General features: G+C 34.4%; 17 protein-coding genes, 1 tRNA gene and 3 pseudogenes. 15 read left to right on the top strand and 6 right to left on the bottom strand.

Translation table 11 applies throughout. The features are described from left to right. Positions 1-4 precede the first annotated feature (4 nt). A pseudogene (locus ABWU38_RS05945) lies at positions 5-1,791 on the bottom strand (hypothetical protein). Between the two features lie 145 nt (positions 1,792-1,936). Between ABWU38_RS05945 and pheS the strand changes: the two are divergent. From pheS to ruvC, 11 genes are all read left to right on the top strand, one after another. Then, positions 1,937-2,980, top strand: a complete 1,044-nt coding sequence (gene pheS / locus ABWU38_RS05940) for a phenylalanine--tRNA ligase subunit alpha (protein WP_265017357.1) — start codon at positions 1,937-1,939, stop codon at positions 2,978-2,980. Beyond that, entirely contained in the window at positions 2,981-4,273 is a 1,293-nt protein-coding gene (gene glmU, locus ABWU38_RS05935) for a bifunctional UDP-N-acetylglucosamine diphosphorylase/glucosamine-1-phosphate N-acetyltransferase GlmU (protein WP_253307320.1), read from the top strand. Between the two features lie 71 nt (positions 4,274-4,344). Further along, complete coding sequence (locus ABWU38_RS05930; RefSeq protein ID WP_353272655.1) at positions 4,345-4,812, top strand: P44/Msp2 family outer membrane protein; 468 nt, start codon at positions 4,345-4,347, stop codon at positions 4,810-4,812. A 330-nt stretch (positions 4,813-5,142) separates the two neighbouring features. After that, complete coding sequence (gene rplU / locus ABWU38_RS05925; RefSeq protein ID WP_096617066.1) at positions 5,143-5,445, top strand: 50S ribosomal protein L21; 303 nt, start codon at positions 5,143-5,145, stop codon at positions 5,443-5,445. Positions 5,446-5,455: 10 nt separating this feature from the next. Next, entirely contained in the window at positions 5,456-5,725 is a 270-nt protein-coding gene (gene rpmA / locus ABWU38_RS05920) for a 50S ribosomal protein L27 (RefSeq protein ID WP_096617064.1), read from the top strand. A 9-nt stretch (positions 5,726-5,734) separates the two neighbouring features. After that, positions 5,735-5,811 (top strand) — tRNA-Ile (locus ABWU38_RS05915). A gap of 63 nt (positions 5,812-5,874) precedes the next feature. Then, entirely contained in the window at positions 5,875-7,047 is a 1,173-nt protein-coding gene (metK, locus tag ABWU38_RS05910; RefSeq protein WP_353272654.1) for a methionine adenosyltransferase, read from the top strand. A gap of 125 nt (positions 7,048-7,172) precedes the next feature. After that, positions 7,173-7,847 carry a TenA family transcriptional regulator gene (locus ABWU38_RS05905; protein ID WP_353272653.1) on the top strand — a complete coding sequence of 225 codons (675 nt, stop codon included), beginning with the start codon at positions 7,173-7,175 and terminating at the stop codon, positions 7,845-7,847. A gap of 40 nt (positions 7,848-7,887) precedes the next feature. Next, the gene (locus tag ABWU38_RS05900; RefSeq protein WP_341816373.1) at positions 7,888-8,547 is read left to right on the top strand and encodes a TenA family transcriptional regulator; all 660 of its coding nucleotides are present in this window, start codon (positions 7,888-7,890) and stop codon (positions 8,545-8,547) included. A gap of 47 nt (positions 8,548-8,594) precedes the next feature. Then, positions 8,595-9,422 (top strand): cytochrome c oxidase subunit 3, encoded by an 828-nt coding sequence (locus ABWU38_RS05895; RefSeq protein WP_265017353.1) that lies wholly within the window; start codon positions 8,595-8,597, stop codon positions 9,420-9,422. Continuing rightward, a complete protein-coding gene (gene ruvC, locus ABWU38_RS05890) occupies positions 9,423-9,911 on the top strand; it encodes a crossover junction endodeoxyribonuclease RuvC (protein WP_253309367.1) in 489 nt (162 codons plus the stop codon). A gap of 44 nt (positions 9,912-9,955) precedes the next feature. Here the strand turns inward: ruvC and ruvX are convergent, their stop codons facing one another. Beyond that, positions 9,956-10,423, bottom strand: coding sequence for a Holliday junction resolvase RuvX (ruvX, locus tag ABWU38_RS05885; protein WP_253309368.1), 468 nt, complete (start codon positions 10,421-10,423; stop codon positions 9,956-9,958). A gap of 374 nt (positions 10,424-10,797) precedes the next feature. On the opposite strand from ruvX, the gene gatB reads away from it, so the two are divergent. Together gatB and ABWU38_RS05875 are read left to right on the top strand one after the other, a co-directional pair. Continuing rightward, positions 10,798-12,222: an Asp-tRNA(Asn)/Glu-tRNA(Gln) amidotransferase subunit GatB gene (gene gatB / locus ABWU38_RS05880; RefSeq protein WP_353272652.1), complete on the top strand. Its 1,425-nt coding sequence runs from the start codon at positions 10,798-10,800 to the stop codon at positions 12,220-12,222. Between the two features lie 132 nt (positions 12,223-12,354). Then, positions 12,355-13,881, top strand: a complete 1,527-nt coding sequence (locus ABWU38_RS05875) for a hypothetical protein (RefSeq protein WP_353272651.1) — start codon at positions 12,355-12,357, stop codon at positions 13,879-13,881. A gap of 192 nt (positions 13,882-14,073) precedes the next feature. Here the strand turns inward: ABWU38_RS05875 and ABWU38_RS05870 are convergent. Beyond that, positions 14,074-15,089, bottom strand: a pseudogene (locus ABWU38_RS05870) (IS110 family transposase). A gap of 490 nt (positions 15,090-15,579) precedes the next feature. On the opposite strand from ABWU38_RS05870, the pseudogene ABWU38_RS05865 reads away from it, so the two are divergent. Both ABWU38_RS05865 and ABWU38_RS05860 read left to right on the top strand, forming a co-directional pair. Beyond that, positions 15,580-16,909, top strand: a pseudogene (locus tag ABWU38_RS05865) (IS110 family transposase). After that, positions 16,906-18,183: an ankyrin repeat domain-containing protein gene (locus ABWU38_RS05860; protein WP_353272650.1), complete on the top strand. Its 1,278-nt coding sequence runs from the start codon at positions 16,906-16,908 to the stop codon at positions 18,181-18,183. The pseudogene ABWU38_RS05865 and the gene ABWU38_RS05860 overlap by 4 nt, the downstream one beginning before the upstream one ends. Positions 18,184-18,268: 85 nt before the next feature. Here the strand turns inward: ABWU38_RS05860 and ABWU38_RS05855 are convergent, their stop codons facing one another. From ABWU38_RS05855 to ABWU38_RS05845, 3 genes are read right to left on the bottom strand one after another with little or no spacing between them, the layout of a single operon-like run. Continuing rightward, complete coding sequence (locus ABWU38_RS05855) at positions 18,269-18,688, bottom strand: DedA family protein (protein WP_253309412.1); 420 nt, start codon at positions 18,686-18,688, stop codon at positions 18,269-18,271. Positions 18,689-18,694: 6 nt separating this feature from the next. Further along, positions 18,695-20,068, bottom strand: coding sequence for a cysteine--tRNA ligase (gene cysS, locus ABWU38_RS05850; RefSeq protein ID WP_353272649.1), 1,374 nt, complete (start codon positions 20,066-20,068; stop codon positions 18,695-18,697). Then, a complete protein-coding gene (locus tag ABWU38_RS05845; RefSeq protein ID WP_264687737.1) occupies positions 20,061-20,717 on the bottom strand; it encodes an exopolysaccharide biosynthesis protein in 657 nt (218 codons plus the stop codon). Before ABWU38_RS05845 ends, cysS begins: the two co-directional genes overlap by 8 nt. Positions 20,718-20,726: the final 9 nt, after the last annotated feature.

The following is a 20,726-nucleotide window of genomic DNA, read 5'->3' as shown; positions in this document are numbered from 1 at the left end:
TGCACTAGCTATAGGCGCGAGAAAGGGGATCGTTTTCACTTACTTGCTTAACAGATTCTATAGAATATTCAGAATATATAAAGTAAGCTAAACTCAAAACACATAATGTAATCAATGTCGGTAACCCTATGTTCAATGCTAACCCAATATTTTCTCTTTTTTCTGGTGGCACTAATTCTTTTAACATTGACACTTTTCCTAATGGAAAATGCCATAAGCAAAGTGTTGATGCAGATGCTACTATTATAAATAGATAAAAATAAGCCTTTTTTGAGGAAAATACAGTTTTTAACGGTGATTTGAGTGTAATGTTAGTAGGTGGTAGAGTTTTAGCTTCATTTGTTGCTGGTGAAGGATCTTTAGATTTATTTATTGGTAAAGGGTTTGTAGATTTATGAGGAGTATTTTCATGTTGCGTAGGAGGTTGTTGTATATAAACACCTGAAACTAATTTGAGCAATTGCTCTTTTTTTTTATATACTTGCTTATGTAAATACTCTTTTGGAAAAGAAGACTTGCCAGCTGGTTGTGGTATTTCTAGTATTTCTAATACTTCTGATATCTCACCTGACTCCAATATTTCATGTAATTGTTTATCTTGAAAATAAACAATATTGAATATTGAGTTAAAAACATTGCGAAATGTTTCTGGATCTTGATTTTTGTATCCATTCATCACTTCAATAAATATTTCATCGAGTTTTTTCCCCTGCGCTCAATCTGGTTATCTAACATAGCTACTCTAGCATCATTTTGTGCTTGTTTTATGGCTAATTGTTTTTCTTTCTCTGATAGTTCTTTGGTCTGCTTTTTTGACTTCTTTTTTCTGTTAGCCTTAAAATACTCTGTGTGCGAAGTAGTTTGACCTACATTCTGTTCTGCTCCTTGAGGTATTGGATTTCCTATACTACTTGTCATCCAAGTAGCTGACACTGGGGTCCATTTTTCTTTTTTTTTCTGGATTCCAGCGTCAAGCGCTGGAATGACACCAAATGGTATATTGTTGCTCTGTATAGAAGGTTTTGGTGTTCTTAAAAGGGATAACCTTATTACATCATTAAAAAAATTGGATAAGGGAAGGAAGATTCTATATTTTGGTATATTAGCTTTTATTGCAGCAGTAACCACTGGAGCTTTACAATTTACTTTGCTTGCTACGTTAAAGCCAAACGAGCCTGTAAATGGTACAATTTGTCTATTTTGTGCGTTTTTTTGCTTAGTTTCACTCTGTTCTTGTCTGTCTTTATTTTCTGCTTCTTTTACTTGTAGTGTAACTTGACTCTGTTCCTCATTTTCAGTTTTTTCTGCATGTTTTAGCCTTTCATTTAAAAATGACCCTATTTGGTGCAAATTATCTAAGTTAATGTCTTTAACATTTGTTTGTAGTATGATTGTTATTCCTTGCAGAAGGATTTGAGGCGGAGCATTATTTACGAATTCTTCTACAGTTTTATCACTACTAGTTTTACAGTAGTTATTATATAATTCACTGCTTTCTTTTGGTACTTTTATGTTGACTGTAAAATTTTTTTCCCGAGAAAGGCAGATTTTAAAAAAATCAATTAAAGATTTTATTTGAAATGGTCTTGTATTAAAGGTGTCTTTACCTGTTGCTGTTAGCTCAAATGAAAATTCTTGTATATTACTTTCAATACTTCTCGAGCGAATGGTACTGATCTTAATTATTTTGCTAGAAAATGCTTTACTTATGTTTTTGGATCTTTCCTTAAAGAACTTAGGTAAATCCTCTATTTTGTACTTATTATCAGTTTCAGTGTCACTGTTGTGCATGGTTGATACAGCAAATTCATCAACGCAAAGGTAAATAAAAAAAACTAATTGGTCAATAAATTAATAATCAAAATGGGACAGTTTTTAGATTGTTGATGCTATTCAAGATTTTACTATAATTAAAGTTTAAGCCAGCGTTTCTAAGATGAATAAAGAGCTACTGAATGAAATACCTTCACTTGAAGATAAAGCGGTCTCTGAAATTGAGAATGCTTCTTCTTTACAAGATTTAGAAAAAGTCAGGCTATCATATTTGGGAAAAAAGGGTGTAATTAAAGCTTATTTTGACAACTTAAAAGAGATAGAAGACGCAGGAAAAAAGCGCAATTTAGGCGAAGTTATCAACGTTTTACGTAATAAGCTAGATCAGCTTATAATGAATAAGGAAAATGCACTAAAAGCCGAAGAAGTTAACTTTAAATTGCAGAACGAGGCGGTTGATATCACGTTGCCCGTTAGACCAGAAAAAATGGGCAAGGTCCATCCACTCAGTAAGGTTCTAAATGAAGTAAAGCTTATTTTTGCACATATGGGTTTTAAAGCAGTTGATGGCCCTGACATTGAAGATGAATTTCATGTATTTGATGCACTGAATACTCCAAGTCACCACCCTGCGCGGGAGGAGCAAGATACCTTCTACTTAAAGAATAAAATAAACGACAAAAGAATGGTGCTGCGCACTCATACCTCATCTGTGGAGATCAGAACTATGGAAAAAGCGAAAACTTTTCCGATTAAAATCGTATCTCCTGGTAGAGTATACAGAAACGACTTTGATGCAACTCACACCCCTATGTTCCATCAAATAGAGGGGTTATATGTCAATGAGAATGTCAATATGGGCCAGTTAAAATTTACTATTCATCACTTCCTTAATAAGTTTTTTGGAGATAAAGGGCTGAAGATACGTTTTCGTAATAGTTTTTTCCCTTTTACCGAGCCTTCTGCAGAAGTGGACATAAGTTATAAAGGTAGTAAATGGATAGAAGTACTGGGATGCGGTATGACGCATCCAAATGTATTTCAAAATGTTGGAATAGATCACACTAAATACAGCGGTTTTGCGTTTGGCATTGGTATAGAAAGGCTTGCAATGCTAAAATATCAAATTAGCGACTTAAGGAGCTTTTATGACAACAAAATCAGATGGCTTGATCATTACGGTTTTCATTTTTCATCTTTAAGATAAGTGATAAGTAAAACTCATACGTTCGTTATACTTGCTGCAGGGCATGGCAGGCGGATGAATTCAGATTTGCCTAAGGTCCTACACAAAATAGGCAGTTTTTCCATGCTCCAGCATGTCATTTACAATGCAAAACAGTTAAATCCTGAAAATATTGCTGTTGTAGTTGATCTGCCTTTAATTGAAAGACTAAAGTGCTTTAAGGATATACAGTTAATTACACAAGAATTAACACTTGGCACGGGAGATGCAGTCAAAACTGCGATGAGAAACCTGAAAGAATTGCCAGATTCGAGCATAATTATTGTGCAGTATGGAGATACCCCACTCATAAAAAGCAGCACAATAACTAAAATGGTTAGTTGCTTAGAAGGCAAGGCTCTAGTTTGCCTAGGTTTTAGGACAAGCAATAAAGAATACGGTAGGTTAATTATTGAGAATGGTTCCTTAAGAGAAATCGTAGAAGCAAAGAGTGATAAAAATAATCATGAAGAGTTTCTTGCAAATGCTGGAATAATGGTTGCATGTGCAAAGAATTTACGTGAATTGGTGGAGAAAATAGAGTGCAATAGCTCAACTCATGAATATTATTTGACCGATATAGTTTCCATTGCAGTGAAGAGTAATTTAAATGTCGGTTACGTTATTACCGGTGGAGAAGAGGCAACGGGAATAAATAACAGAAATGACCTTATAAAAGCTGAATTTTACTTTCAAGAAAACAAAAGAAAATTTTTTACCAACTCTGGAGTAACGCTTGTTGCTCCAGAGACTGTTTTCTTTTCTCTTGATACGCAAATTGCCAGAGATTCAGTTATTTACCCATATGTTTTTTTCGGTACTGGAGTGAAAATAGAGTCTGGTGCGAAAATACTGCCATTTTCGCATTTAAAAAACTGCTTAATTAAAAGTAATGCTGAGGTCGGTCCATTTACCAGAATACGCGGAAACACAACAATTGGTAATAAGGCAAAAATAGGAAATTTTGTGGAAGTGAAAACAAGTGAAGTTGGTCAAAACACTAGAATAAAACACTTAAGTTATATAGGAAATGCTAAAGTAGGGCAGAGGAGTAATATAGGAGCAGGTACTATTGTTTGTAATTATGATGGGAAAAAGAAACATAAAACGAACATAGGAAGCAATTGCTTTATTGGTGCCAATAGCTCACTCATTGCACCGCTTAATGTTCATGATGACTCTGTAATTGCGGCAGGTAGTGTTATAGTGGAAGATGTACCAGAAAAAAGCCTTGCAATAGCAAGAGAAAAGCAGGTGATTAAGAGAATAAAGTAATTCGCTGTAATTATATTATTTTTAATGCTTATATTTGTATACATGCGTATATCAATATTTGGAGGGTAAAAATGAAAAAATTACTTACCTTAGTAGCTATATTGCCTGCTGTTTCTTTGTCAGTACCATGTTTTGGAGTTGATTGGGTTAGAGATAGGATCTATACTTCTTCGTCATACAGTTCTGGCAATTTTAGTCATAGTATCGGTTATCACTACACAAACAGCGTAAAAATTTCAGTTGAGCCTATGATTTCAGTTGCAAATATTTTTAAATACAGACTGCAAGGAGGAATTTTAGCAAATTTACGTTATCATTACGAGTTTACAAACACGGATATCACTCCGTATGCCAATGTTGGTATAGGTGCTGCTATCGATTTTATTGGACAGTCAAAGTTTGGTTTCTCATATAAAATAAGCTCTGGTCTTGATTTTCCGCTTTCTTCAAGGACAAGTGCTTTTGCTGGTTATAGTCTATTGAAAGCATTTGAAGATTATAATCATGGATTTGAGCTTGGAATAAATTATAACTTATAAAACCCCAGCTGAATAGCAACAGGTTGTACTTTTTTCAAATTGAAGCTGAATTTTTGCTAGATAATTAATAAGCCATATTATGGAGTTTTAATTAGAGACCTACCGCAAAAGCAAAGTGAGGGAGATTAAAAATGATCAAGTTTTGCTTCTGTTCAAAACAAGATTTTTTGAGAATTAATTATTGTCTGAGAAAAAGCAGATAACAAGGTGAAAAAAGATAGAAGTATTTAAGTAGCTCAGAAGGAGCATTAAGTCATGTTTTTTATTTATATTGACAGCATATATGACATCGTTTACGATTAAAGTTAATAACAATAATTTATATTTATCATGTTTGCAGTAATTGAGACTGGTGGAAAACAATATTTAGTAAAAGAAGGCAGTATAATAAAAGTAGAGAAGTTAGAAGTTGAAGAAAAAAAAGAGGTAGAAATCAATAAGGTGATTTGTATTTCAAATAATGGCTTATCTTATTCATCTAATGCTACTGTTAAAGCTGAAGTATTGGAGCAGTGTAGAGGAGAAAAAATTATAATCTTTAAGAAGAAAAGAAGAAAAAATTACCGTAGAAAGACTGGTCATAGGCAGTATATAACTGTTCTTCGTATCAATGAAATTAATCTTCAAAAGTAAGAGGTAAGATATGGCAACTAAAAAATCAGGTGGTAGTTCCTGTAATGGTAGAGATTCAGCAGGTCGTAGGTTAGGAATAAAGAAGAATGGGAAGGTTATTCCTGGTAACATAATTGTGCGCCAAAGAGGCACAAAATTCCATCCTGGGAAGAATGTTGGTATAGGTAAAGATCATACGATTTTTGCCAAAGTAGAAGGCTGGGTCAGCTTTAGAAGGTCAGCAAATAAAAAGACTTTTATTGATATCTTGCCTACAGATAATATGAAAGCTTCAGCTTGAATAAATCAGGGGTCTGTAGCTCAGGTGGTTAGAGCGCACGCCTGATAAGCGTGAGGTCGGAGGTTCAACTCTTCCCAGGCCCACCATTTAGTAATTACTAACTGTGTTTTTATAGCGGTTTTGGTATTGTATAAGCAGAAACCTAAAGCATGAGTTTATATAAAAATTTAGTAACCAGTGAGTCAGTGGCGGCTGGTCATCCAGATAAAGTAGCAGATCAAATTTCAGATGCAATACTTGATGAATACCTTTTCACTGATCCTTTTGCGCGAGCTGCAATAGAGACTTTAGTCACCAAAGATAACGTTATTATAGCTGGGGAAGTATTCGGACCTAACATCAAAAATAGCAGGATTGAAAGTATTGTACGGAATACAATAAAAGATATTGGTTATGAGCATGATGGTTTCCACTGGAGAAAAGTGAAGGTAAATATACTGCTGCATGAGCAATCAAATGACATTGCAATAGGGTTGGATCAAGGTGCTGGCGATCAGGGCATAATGTATGGCTATGCAACAACAGAGACAGAAAACCTTATGCCAGCACCCATTTTTTATGCACACTCGATTCTGAAAAATATCATGAGCGCAGTTAAAGAAGCAAAGCTTGGTCCGGATGCAAAATCACAAATCACTTTGGCATATGAGAATAACCTCCCGGTACGTGCTGAAAGTATCATTGTCTCAATACAGCACCCTGAGGATTTGGATCAATCAAAAGTAAAAGAAATAATTTATCCTTACATAGTTTCATCTTTACCTAAAGGGTGGATATGTCCTGAGGAAAATCTCTTAGTCAATCCAACTGGTAGATTTGTTATTGGTGGACCGGTTAGTGATTGTGGATTAACCGGACGAAAAATTATGGTTGATGCCTATGGAGGTTATATTCCACACGGTGGAGGGGCATTTTCCGGAAAAGATGCAACCAAAGTTGATAGATCTGCAGCTTATATGGCAAGATACCTTGCTAAAAATATTGTCTTTGCAGGTTTAGCTGAACGTTGTCTTGTGCAGCTTTCTTATGCAATTGGTGTATCAAAACCTACTTCATTCTATATTGATACATTTGGTACGAATGCGGTGGAGGAAAGAGTAATTAAAGAGTTTATCGAGAATAGTATAGATTTATCAACAAAAGGCATAATCAAGCATTTATCGCTTAATCGCCCTATATATAAACGTACAGCCTGTTATGGACATTTTGGTAAAGAGTCAGAAAATGACGGTGGATTTTTTTGGGAAAGCATGAACTTGTCTGCTGATCTTTGTAGAGAATTCAATATAGAAGGTAATAGTAAAATTTCTTTAGATTGCTAAAATTTTTGATTTACAGCCTCATATTTATATACTAGCTTATTGTTGAAGTATAATTGCTTTTTCATAATAATTATACTATATTAGTGATAATTATTATATTCAGTTTTTATTATGAGGCTCATAAAGTGTATAACGAAATAGAAGGAGAACTGTACAACGTAATTGTAAAAGAGCTTTCCGATCTTATTGATAGGATGAAAGAACACCCTTTTTATGTTGAATTGATGAATGGTACTTTAGATTATAAAAGATTTAAATTTTACCTTCAGCAGGATTTTCTAGGTTCTGTAGATTGTGCTCGTGCTCATTTAGTTATTGCAGCTAAAGTTAATGATGTTGAAACAATAAGTAGGTTAATTGATATAGCAAAAGGAGCATTTGATTTTCGAGAACAATATAAAAAATATTTCGAGGATTGTGATCTATCTGATAATCATAAAAAGTCAAGAGCTTGTTCTGCCTGTGTTGACCTTTTCATGAGTACTGCGTATCACAATTCTGTTACTGAGACCTTAGTATTGTCTTATTCTTCCTTTAATGTATACCAAATTGTTATATGCCATATGGCAAATGAGATAACAACTAAGGGGATTAAAAATAACAAATACAAAAAGTGGATTGATATCTGTAATAGCAAAGGAATGGACGCGGTGGTTGAGGAGGTTAGTGATATTACAAGTAGGCTGTACAAAAGAGCTAGTGACTGTGAAAAGGAAAAGATATATGAGCTTTGTAGGAAAGGACTGGAGCTAGAGATAATGTTTTTGGATGAGGCATATTGCTCTAATATACCTCAATAAAAACGCATTAGCACAAGTTGTTTACGTTGGCAGTATTGTAGTGTTCAGTGGTATAATTAAGAGTTGTTATGGATCAAATCTTTTAAAGGATATAATTAAGCATCCTTTTAATGTTGAATTGGAGAATAACACTCTAAGTATAGAAAGTTTCAGATTCTATATTCAACAAGGTACATTACTCTTGAGTGATTATATTCGTACCGTCTTAATTACTGCATCCAGGGTAGAAGGCTGTAACAATGTTGTTTCACTTATTAGGGTGGCTCGAGGGGCAATTGCTATTGAGAGAATTTTGCATAACCACTACTTTGCTATATATGCTATAAGTCGTGGAGAGAAATCTCTTGAGTGCTTAAATTTTACTAATTTTCTTTTGTCTACCTCATATAGCAACACTTATGAAGCCATAACAGTTTTGTATTCTTATATGTTTATATACAAGACTATCGTTGATAGTATGAAAAATAGATTCAAGAAAAATAATAGATATAAGGATTGGTTTGATTATTATAGCGGTAGTTTTATAGAATCTGGATGCATTATTTTGGAAAATATTGTTGATGAATATTGCAGCAGGGCAAGAGAAAATGAAAAGAGCAGGATGCTTAAGTTATTTAGAATAAGCGCCCAATTCATGTTAGATTTTTTGAATGGTGCATATAATTTTTCAAGATTCAATCAATTTCCTAAGGAACATTGACAATTTTAAGCTAATTTGTATCCTTAGTAAGTATTTTTTAAAATGCTATGAAAAGTAAAGAACATGATTTTCATTTAGTGGACCCAAGTCCTTGGCCAATTGCTATATCAGCAGCAATTCTTATTCTTGCACTTGGATTAGTTGGCGCGCTTCATAAACAAATTTTCGGAATGTTTTGTTTAGTTCTGGGAATCTCCGCAGTATCAGGGGTGCTGTTCTATTGGTGGAGAGATGTAATAAGGGAGGCCATTTATGATAAATGTCATACTACCATTGTAAAACATGGACTCAAATTTGCAATGTACTTATTTATTCTCTCGGAGGTCGTATTTTTTATAGTGTTCTTTTGTTCATTCTTTAAAGCCTGGCTTGATCCAGTTTTTTTATTTGAGGCGTTTTCTCCTGCAAAAAAAGTTGAATGGCCCCCTGAGGGAATTTTGCCACCTGATCCGTGGTCACTACCATTCATGAATACATTAATATTATTGCTTTCTGGTACAACAATTACTTGGGCAAATCACTCTTTACTTGAAAATGATAAAAAGAGCACGATTAAAATGCTGTCCATAACTATATTGCTTGGGGTTTTTTTTATAATAGTGCAAGCAATAGAGTATCATGAAGCGAGTTTTTCTCTACAAGAAACAGGAGAAAAGCTTATTTATACATCCAATTTTTATATGATTACCGGTTTTCACTGCGCACACGTTATAATAGGAATAATATTTTTATCAGTGTGTTTATTTAGAGCGCGGAAAGGCCAGTTTACACCTCAGGACCATTTGTGCTTTGAGTTTGCCTCCTGGTATTGGCACTTTGTAGATGTAGTCTGGATGTTTTTATTTTTGTTTGTCTATTGGTTAAGCGTTTATTAAGTGGTTAAAATAATAGGTCTAGATCCAGGGATAAGCAAGACTGGTTGGGCCATTATCAGCCTGAACGAGAAAAATAATATTGAATTTTTGGGCGGCGGTACCATATCAACTGATGGAAAATTGGGTACAGGTGAACGCTTACATATAATTTTTGAACAATTAAAGAAAGTAATATTTCAATATTCTCCGAATGAAGCTGCAGTAGAAAAAATTTTTGTTAATAAAAATCCTAAATCTTCACTAACTTTAGGATATGCAAGAGGGGTTGTAATTTTAGCGTTAAAAATAACAAAGCTAACTATGAATGAATATGATGCAAACTATGTAAAAAAAAGCATTACCGGAAATGGCCATGCTGATAAGGATCAGATTATATTTATGGTGAAGCAAATAGTTAAAAATTTGAGTATAAAATGTCACCATGCTGCTGATGCTCTTGCTGTAGCAATTTGTCATGCTTATACGAAAGGTTCTTGTTTTGTTGAGTAACTTTTATATGAGATTCAGTTTGAAGATTTCCAGATCTGAAAAAACTATTTGATTGTATTTATTTTGTCTAACGTTCGTTGCAAAATAATACATGCGGAGATTTTATCATCTATTTTTTTTGATTTTGTGATTGATATTCCAGTGATTTTTAGTGTATGAGTTGCGATAGATGTTGAGAAGCTTTCGTCTTGTAAGTATATATGTACTTTATATTTTTTTATTATTTTATTTGCGAATTGGATTATGGTTTTACACCATTTAGTTTCTTGCTCGTCCATTTTTAATGGTAGTCCTATTACCATTGATCCAGCTTCATTTTCTTTGAATATTCTATGCAGATAACCTAAATCTTTGCTCATATTTTTCCTATAATATACACTATGAGCTGTGGCTATAAGCTGTGTTTTATCGCTAAATGCTATACCTATTTGCTTTTCTCCCATGTCAAGGCACATTATGCGCTTATCTTTTGGAATAGACTTTAGAAACTCATCTGGATTTCTATGTAGCATCTATTAGACTTCCTTTAAAGTGACCTTACCCAGAAAAAGTAGAGAGAAAGTCAAGAAAATTTTTTACAAAAAGAATAATGAATCAAATTGCTCAGGAATGCAATAATTAATAGCAGAATGTCTACGCTGTTTAATACACAGCTTCTAATTAAAACTCAACTGTATATTCTCTTCTTTTTGTCATTACTACTCCTTTTGAAAAAACATTTTTATTATAAAAAAACGCCTTTTCTTTCTCTTCACTCTTTCTGGGTAAGGTCATATTTTAATTACTATAGGTTAAAAAGTTAAGACAAAAAATAAAAATGTGGGTTTTGTTTTGACTTTTTGTGTTAATTTTGCAGAATATTAAGATTATCATTTAAATAAAATACATGACGAAAGAGGATTGGGAAGCGGTAATTGGGCTTGAGGTGCACGCTCAAGTTTCTTCTAATACGAAGCTATTTTCTAGCTCATCAACGGAGTTTGGTGCTGAGCATAACACTCAAGTTTCTCTAGTTGATGCAGCAATGCCAGGTACGCTGCCAATACTAAATTATTACTGCATAGAGCAAGCAATACGCACCGGTCTTGCAATTTCTGCAGAAATTAATAAGTGTTCTTACTTTGATCGGAAAAATTATTTTTATCCTGATTTACCGCAAGGTTACCAGATAACCCAGTTTTTTGAGCCAATAGTTAAAAATGGTAGAGTATTTATCAACGACAATGAAAAGGAAATAAGAATTGCGAGAATTCATTTAGAGCAAGACGCAGGAAAGAGCGTTCATGAGGAAAGCAAAACTTATGTGGATTTAAATCGTGCAGGGGTTGCTTTAATGGAAATTGTTTCAGAACCAGATCTCCGTTCATCTGCGGAAGCTGCAGAATGCATGAAAAAATTGAGGCAGATTTTGCGTTACATTGGTTCATGTGATGGTGATATGGAAAAGGGATCACTTCGTTGTGATGCAAATGTTTCTGTCCGCCTAAAAGGCAGTAGCACATTTGGCACTCGTTGTGAGATAAAAAATCTGAACTCGATACGTTATATTGTGCAAGCTATAGACTATGAAATACAAAGACAAATTGAAATTTTAGAAGGTGGGGAAGAAATAAGTCAAGATACCTTATTGTTTGACGTTGCTTCGGGAAAAACAAAAGTGATGCGAAACAAAGAAGATGCAAGCGACTATAGATACTTCCCTGAGCCTGATTTATTACCTGTTGAGGTAAGCCAGGAGAAAATTGATTTAATTCAATCATCTTTGCCTGAGTTGCCAGAGCAGAAAAAGCAGCGATACATTGAAAAATTAGGTATCAACGAATACGATGCAAATGTCATTACTTCCGATAAGGCGATTGCTGATTACTTTGAGGAATTGATAAAAAAACATGATTCAAAGCTCGCGGTCACCTGGTTAACTGTAGAGCTTTTCGGTCGTTTAAATAAAGCAAATATTGATATTGTGAGCTCCCCAATCAAAGCAAATGCTTTGTCAGAACTCTTAGATTTTATCGTTGATGGAACGATCTCTGCTAAACTTGGTAAACAAGTTTTTGATATTATGTTTGAAACTGGAAAGCCTGCATCCCTTATTATAGAAGAGCAGGATCTCAAGCAAATAACTGACAAATGTCAAATTTCAGAGGTAATAGATAAAATCATCAATGACAACCAAGATAAAGTTCAAGAATACAAAAGCGGTAAAACAAAATTATATGGTTTCTTTGTTGGTGAAGTCATGAAATTCACCAAGGGAAAAGCCAGCCCTGATGTTGTGAATTCAATTGTGAGTGAAAGATTAAGTAATTAGTCACATTTTTTTATTTACATAACAGCACATCTCGTAGATATTCCAAGGTCTTTGTTACGATATCTGTATATCATGACATATAACTTTTTTACCATTTATGGGTACTATTTATAAAATTATGTGAGGTTGAGGATGCCTGAAACTTATCCTGCTGGAGGGAGAAAACGCTCTTTTCATGGTGATATTTACCAATTGAAGTGGCTAATGCTGTTTCTCAAACGTGCAGTAGATAGAGAATATTCTTTCCGCTTAGCCACAGAAATGGAATCAGCTGCAGGTTTTGATGATATTGTTTTTCGATATAGGCAAAATGGAACAACAGTACATAGGTTTGTACAAATCAAACACAAGCAAAATGAATGGGAAAAAATCGGTGTAGGCAAATTGCTTTCAAAAGATAAAAGTGGTGAATTTAGCTTGGCAAAATATTTTGTTCCCTACCTAAAGACTAAAAATAATCAAGATTTTGCAGATGGTGACCTAGAGGACTTTATTATCTGTACTAATATCGGTTTCGATCTAGCTCAAAGTACAACACAAAATACAATAAAAAAGTTGAAAGTAAAAACTTCGGGACCAAACAAGGGAATAGAAATTGCAGTTGAAGTAATAAGCACTAGTGATATTTTTTTTAAATACGGCGGTACGAGATACAAGTTCTCTTATACTCACGATAACATGATTTCAATAGTGCAACCGGCATTTAAGAGTGCTGTAAAAGAAGCAATAGAAGAATTGGAAAAGGAGATAAAAGAACTTCAAGGTAAATCAGATCAAAACTCAAAAAGAAAATTGGAAAGAAATCAGGTATGGCAACGTGAGTTTGAGCGAATGACAAATGAAGGCAGGTTAGAAGAGAATATAAGGGAATTTTTTGATAAATTAGTATTTGCAGTAAATCAACCTAACGAGATAAAACTAGCGGAAATCATTGAGAATGAGTTAGGCAAAGAATTTAATAATATCGATAAAAAGAACGTTTATGGTCGCTTTCTGGTAGAAGTTCTGGATTGGATGAAAGCAAGAGAGGGAAAGTTTCTATCACATGAAGAAATAAATGAGTTTTTTGAAAAAATAAGAGAGGAAATTTTAGGAGCGATTTGGTTTGGCATAATAGAGCCAGTGGCATCTTTTACTGGTAGAAGTATTGAATTAAAAGCCTTACATGACGCACTACAAAGGAGCACGGGCAGGCAAGCGGTGATATCGCAGGTTGCTACTATTAGTGGTCTTGGAGGAGTGGGAAAAAGTGAGTTAGCTAGGAAATATGCTTACAAGTATGGAAAGTATTATGGTGGCAATGTTATATGGATAAGTGCTGAAAACTCTAAGACTATGGAAAGTTCTTTTCTGGACTTAGCTAAAGATGATAAACTAGGCATTTCTCCCCAGGATAAGTACGGAAATGACAAGATGATAGAAACTATTGTTAAAGAAACATATGCTTTTTTTGCAAGAAGGGGAAGGAGAAGCCTGTTCATTTTTGATAATGCTGAGGGATATAAAGGTATTAAAAGGTTTTTACCTTCATCTTTACATCCTAGGCATAAAAAACCTTATGTTTTAATTACTTCTCGTGACTGTAAGTGGAATGTGAGAGGAGATACCGTCTTGTTAGTCAACAAAAAAATTATAAAAATTTCCCAAGTTGCATCATAAAATCAAAAAATACTTCCAATTGTGTAACAGTACACAGATTATAGTTAGTGGATATGTTGATAAGTAAATTAGTTTTATACGCACAAAACAGATGAAGTTTACTTATCAACATATCCACTAACCAACAACATTCAATAAATTTGTGTAAGATACCACTTTACATAAGATAGATGATAGGAAGCATTTTTGATTTTAAAGTACTAAACCTTCAGTCAACCTCCTAGCCCTGTAGTTTTTGATATGGTTAGGATCAAAAGCACTTTTGGATGTCAGAATACCGAAAATGATATGGAGTAGCTTACGCATTGCAGCACCAACGATGGCCATATTATGCTTACCCTTTTCCTTTAATCTTTGGCAAAAGCTCATAATGATAGGATTGTGATTCTTAGCTACTATGGCAGGAAAGAAAAGTGCCTTACGTAATGTTTGTGAACCGGATTTACTTAATCTGGGTTTGGCATATACAGAGGAACCTGACGTCATATTTCGTGGTATAACTCCTGTATATGCTGCCAATTGCCTGGCATCTCTAAAAACCTCTATATCAGAAACTTCAGCTAAAATAGCTATTGCTGATTCTTCTCCTATGCCTGGAATAGTCAATAGAAGTTGAAAATTTTCCAACAATTCTTTGTGTTGATTTAATAGTTCACGTACGGAGTTTTTTATTGTTTCTATTTTTTGAGCTATATTCATTGCAAGGTCTTCCCAAGCATTTGCAACTTCTTTAGGCAGTCTCTCTTTTTTTTCTAAGTGGTTATTTACTAATGTTAACTCATCTTTTAACGCAACTGAGCAACGATAAAGATGTTTTAATTTTTTCATTTCAGGAGAAGGTGGTGTCCAACTAGAAGGTTCCTGTCTTTGGCAATAATCAGCAATAACTTCTGCATCGGTCTGATCATTCTTTTGTCGTATCAGCTTACTCCTTGCATAAGATTTTATGCAATAAGGATTTACAACACTTACAAAATGTCCAGCATTGTGTAGAAATTCAGCCAGTGCTTCGCTATAACAACCAGTAGATTCCATGCAGGTTTTTACTTTTTCTACATTATGTTTGTGTAGAAAATTCAGTAGACTTTGAAACCATCGTTCTTAAAGCTTCTTTTTCTAGTTTCACGCTTTCCTTTTTTGCTTATAAATGAGAGAAAAACATCAAAGCGATCTTTTGATATATCTATGCCCAAAAAGTTGTTGATCATATATAACCCCATACGTTACCATTAAAAATGAAAAGTAAGGCTAGTCTTGTGAATACAGAATTAGAACCATTCAGGTCTTTCTACGATACCGTCCAGCCTATACTTTTGAGAAGGGAATTCTTATCTCCTCTACAGATTTTATATCTAAGAAGAAGCACAGAGTTCCTCCCTTCTCCACCTAATGCTTAAGCTTAAAACATTAGATGCTTTTGACAAGATACAAGCATCGAACAGACGAAATCTGTCAAATCAGAAAGAAACACACAAATTTAAGTTTTTAGTAGTTTTCAAGTATAGTTGTACAGGGAGCGCCTCTGCAGTTATGACCGACATTTTCAATGGTGCCTAAGTGCCCGTATGCAAGCATGGTTTTGGAAGGAACGGTCAAATCATTGATGGAGTCATTTAGACTACCTCGGTTAGGAGATTGTACTATCAACCGTTCCAAGCTGAAGCGTTTCCCTATTACAAATTATATGTAGGAGTTACCATGAAAAAAGCAAAAAGTAAATTAGAAATAGTGAATCCTAATGCAGCAGGAATAGACATTGGTTCAGCTGTACACTATGTGTGTGTACCTGAAGGAAGAGATGAACAACGCGTTCAGAAATTTGGCTGCTTTACTGAAGACCTTCATAACTTAGCACAGTGGTTGAAAAAGTGTAAAGTTACAACAGTAGCTATGGAATCAACAGGAGTATACTGGATTCCTTTATTTCAAATACTTGAGTCATACAAATTCGAGGTAAAATGCACGGCATGTAAAGAATGTACCTGGTAGGAAGTCTGACGTTCAAGATTGCCAATGGCTCCAACAACTGCATAGCTACGGACTGCTTCATGGATCGTTTAGGCCAGATAATCAGATGTGTGTATTGCGCAGTTACGTGCGGCAACGCAAAAATCTCACTGAAAGTGCATCTACACATATTCTGCGTATGCAGAAGGCATTAATTCAAATGAATATACAATTACACAAGGTTATTAGTCATATTACTGGGATAACTGGTATGAAAATCATTGAAGCTATAATTGAAGGCGAAAGAGATTCTGAAAAATTAGCAGAATTCAGGGACGTGCGAATGAAAAATGATCAGTCTACTATTGCAAAAGCGTTAGCTGGTGACTATAGAGAGGAACACTTATTCACGCTAAAGCAAGAATTTGAATTATATAATATTTATCAAGAAAAAATAGCAGAATGTGATAGAAATATTGAAGCCTATTATAAAACGTTTGAAACAAAGTCTTGTGAAAGCAAACAGCTAAGTAAGCAAAAGAATAAAAATAGCAAAAGTAAGCCAAGCTTTGCTTTGTATGAGGAACTGCACCGAATAACTGGTATGGATTTCACTAAAATTCCTGGATTTGATGTATTAAGTATACAAACCATAATTTCAGAAGTTGGTATAAACCATAGTAAATGGCCAACAGAAAAGCACTTTTCGTCGTGGTTGGGACTCAGTCCTGCTAATAAAGTTACAGGGGAAAAAGTGTTTAACACAAGAACACGTAAAGTCATTAACCGTGCTGCGAATGCTTTGCGAATAGCTGCTCATTCTGTAGGAAATAGTAAAAGTGCGTTGGGTGCATACTACAGAAGATTGAAAAAACGACTAGGAGCACCAAAAGCAATAACAGCTACTGCAAGAAAAATGGCATGCATATTTTATAGTATGCTCAAATACGGACAGGAATATGTAGAAAAAGGAATGGAATACTATGAAACACACTATAAAGATAGAACTGTAAAAAATTTGATCAAAAAAGCGAGCGAATTTGGCTACATATTAGTTCAACAAGAAGAGTTAGTTGAGTGAGTTTCTTAGGAGAAGATACCTTAAGAAAAGTTCTGGAATTGATAAACGGCAGTGATTTAGTAATAGATAATTTTATTCATGTTGCATCTATTTGGGGACATGCAAGTAAGCACAGTAGGTTGATTGATGATTTTTATTTTAGTTCTATTTATTGTGAGCACAAAAGTACTATATTACATTTACTAGCTGAAAATAGTGACTGTGAAGCAATTCAAGGAATACTAACGCATATAAAAGAAAAACATTCAGATAGATTTAGTTGTGTTCTTAATGCTAAGAATAAGTATAATATTACCCCATTACATTCAGCTGTTTATGGTGGAAACTTGAATGTAATAGAATATCTTGTTGAAAAAAACGCAGATATCAACGCTAAAGATAAAGACGGTTTAATTCCATTACACGTGGCTGCTGAGTATGAAAACTTAGAAGCAGTAAAGTACTTCATTGAGAAAGGTATTGATGTGAACGTTAAAGATGGATGTGGTAGTACGCCATTACATATGGCTGCTTTGTATGGAAATTTGGAGATAGTGGAATATCTTGTTGTAAGAGGTGCAGATATTAATGCTGAGGCTAAAGGAATATTTTACAGTGGGACTTCATTACATATGGCTGCTAAAGGTGGAAACTTGGAAGTAGTGGAATATCTCGTTAAAAGAGGAGCTTATTTAAGTGCTGAGGATAAAGATGGTATGACTCTATTACACGTTGCTGCTGAGAATGGTAACTTGGATATAGTTAAGTACTTCGTTAACAAAGGTGCTGACATTAACGCTAGGAATAGTATTGGTAATACTCCATTATATATGGCAGCTTTTTGTGGAAAGTTGGAGGTAGTGGAATATATTGCGGACAAAGGTGCTAACGCTAACATCAAGAACAAAGCTGGCAATACTCCATTACATCTTGCTGCTATCAGAGAAAAAGTTAATATAGCTAAAGTGCTACTAGAACACAATGCAGATATTAATGCTGAAAATGATGAGGGAGCAACAGTGTTACACTATGCTATTATAGGAAAAAACTTGGAGGTGGTGAAGTACATTATCGAAAAAGGTGCCAATGTCAACGCTAAGGATAAAGATGGCAAAACACCACTACATCATGCTGTTCTGATGGGAAAAGTTGATATAGCTATGGTATTACTAAAACACAATGCAAATGTTAATGCTAGAAATAATTGGGGAATGAAAGTATTAGGTTATGCCGCTGATGACCACCAAGAGCTTGTGGAATTGCTTTTAGCTCATGGTGCATCCTATGACTACTAGAAATTTTGCATTTAATTTATAGCTCCGCTTCTATCAGGGCATAGGATGACAGAAGTGGGCTTTAATAGCTGTAGTACTATAGCTGTTATACTCCAAAAGTAAGTATTAGATATAACAAATAGAAGAAATTAGATAGAATGATTAAAGGGGCAAGGATATAAAGGTTTAACTTGAAATAACCTGATAAAATTTGAATCACACTTCCAAGTGCTGGCACCCATGAAAGTAATAAAGTTGCAAAAATTAGCAAATTTTTTGTAACTTTTGGCATTGTATATTCGTTTTCTAATTTGTGGTATGATTCTCGCATTAAGATTGTTATTCTACCTAAATACCAGTTAACTATTCCACCAAGGCTTGATCCTAGTACTCCAAAAAATAACATAAGTAGTAGATTGTGATGTGATCTAAAGTACAGCATAGCTTCAAACATAAAGCCTTGGTGTATAGGCAAGATTAACGATGATAATAGGCTATCTTTAAACAGCAGAAAGTAATCTTCCATATAAGTTTACCAAGTTGTTGTACCATCTTCATTGTCAGAAATTGTAACCCCCATTTGTTTCAACTGATCCCTTATTTTGTCTGCAGTATCGTAATTTTTATTTTTTTTTGCAATTTTTCTTAAGTCTATCAACCTTTCTATTTCTTGATGATTTACATCCACAGCAAACCACTCTTGATAACTTGACTCAAGAAGACCAATAAATCTGGCACTCTTAACAAAACTCTCAGTTAATTTAAGCTTTTCACTTTCATTACTCATTTTGTTAATTTTTGCAGCCATTTCATGCAGTATAGCTAGAGCTTCAGGAATGTTTAAGTCGTTTTTTAAAGCGTCTATAAAATCTTTAGAAATCTCTGCGTTACTTTCATCAATATTCGTTGTATCTAAGCCACGTAATAACCGATAAAATTTATTTAAGGTTTCCTGTGCATCAGAAATAACGTTTTCTGTCCAATCAAGTGGTTTTCTGTAGTGAGTTTTGAGCAGTGCATAGCGTATTACTTCACCCTTTATTCCACTATCTAGCAAATCTCTTACTTTGACTATATTAAATAAGGACTTGCTCATTTTTTCTTCACTTACTGTAAGAAAGCCGTTATGTATCCAGTATTTTGCAAACATTGATCCAGCAAATGCAGACTTACTCTGTGCAATTTCATTTTCATGGTGAGGAAATTGTAAATCTATGCCGCCACCATGAATATCAAAATCTTTGCCAAGATAAGCATATGACATTGCTGAGCATTCTATATGCCATCCAGGCCTGCCCTCTCCCCATGGGCTATTCCAATAACTTGAAAGTTTGTAGTCAATATCACTTGCAGGCTTCCACAGTACAAAATCTCCAGGGTGCTTTTTATTTTCATTAACTTCAACTCTGCTACCTGGAACCAATTCATCAGTTTTTTTTCCTGATAAAGCACCATATTCATGGTAAGATTCTATATTAAAATACACGTGTTTGTCAGACTCGTAAGCGTGGCCTGATTGCAGTAAATGTTCAATTAATTCTATAATATAATCTACGTTTTCCGTTGCTTTTGGTTCGTGTGTTGGCTCTTTACAATTTATGCTTTCCATATCATCATGAAAAGCTTTAATGTAATATGTGGTTATACTTTCTATGTTGCTATTTTTCTCACTTGCTGCATTGATTATCTTATCATCAATGTCGGTTATGTTACGCACATAGGTAACTTTGCCATAACAAAACTTAAGTAGCTGAAATAACACATCATACACAACAACAGACCGTGCATTGCCTATATGTGCTGTGTCATATACTGTTGGTCCGCAAACATACATTTTCACATGATCTTTATCGATTGGTGTAAAAAGTTTCTTTTTTTTTGTTAAGGTGTTGTAAAGCCTAACCATATACGAAGCTTTTGAGAAAAGAAAATGCCCCAATGATAAGTTGTGGCCCTTTGACTACTACAACAAGAGTAAGCAATAGTCCGCACAATGATATTAAAACTCCCAATATGGATAGAAACCCATCTTTACTCATAATACCAAGTGAAATAAGAGTCGTACCAATTGCAGGAATAAAGTTGGTAAGAGGTAATGGAAGAGCTATTGATAATGCACAAAGCAACATTACAAAAGCTAAAATTTTTTCGCCAGGCCCATAGAAAATAAAAGACATTCTTGGCTTCATGAATTTTTCTATTTTTCTTAATGCTGGAGAAGTTTTCTCCACCACAAGAGCTAGTGTTGAACGTTGAAAAGATCTTCTTTCTAGCCAACTGGGCATCCAAGGAGAATCAAATCCAAATAGAAGCTGCAGTGAGAATAAGATTAAAGGTATAGAAAGAATAGTTGTATAACCAGGTGGAACCGGTATAGGCACCGATAGTGGCAAGGAGAAGATGATTATTAAAATACCAAAACCGCGCTCATGCAAAGCTGTTTTAATATCGAACAAAGTTACTTTATCGCTATCATTGTTATTGGTATCTGCAACCTCTTTTAGAATATCAGAAGCTAGTTTATCACTTTTAGTCAACTTATCATTTTGTGACACGAAAAACCC

This window comes from Wolbachia endosymbiont (group A) of Urophora cardui (assembly GCF_964028435.1).
Classification (GTDB): domain Bacteria; phylum Pseudomonadota; class Alphaproteobacteria; order Rickettsiales; family Anaplasmataceae; genus Wolbachia.
This window is presented reverse-complemented; position numbering and strand designations above follow the sequence as displayed.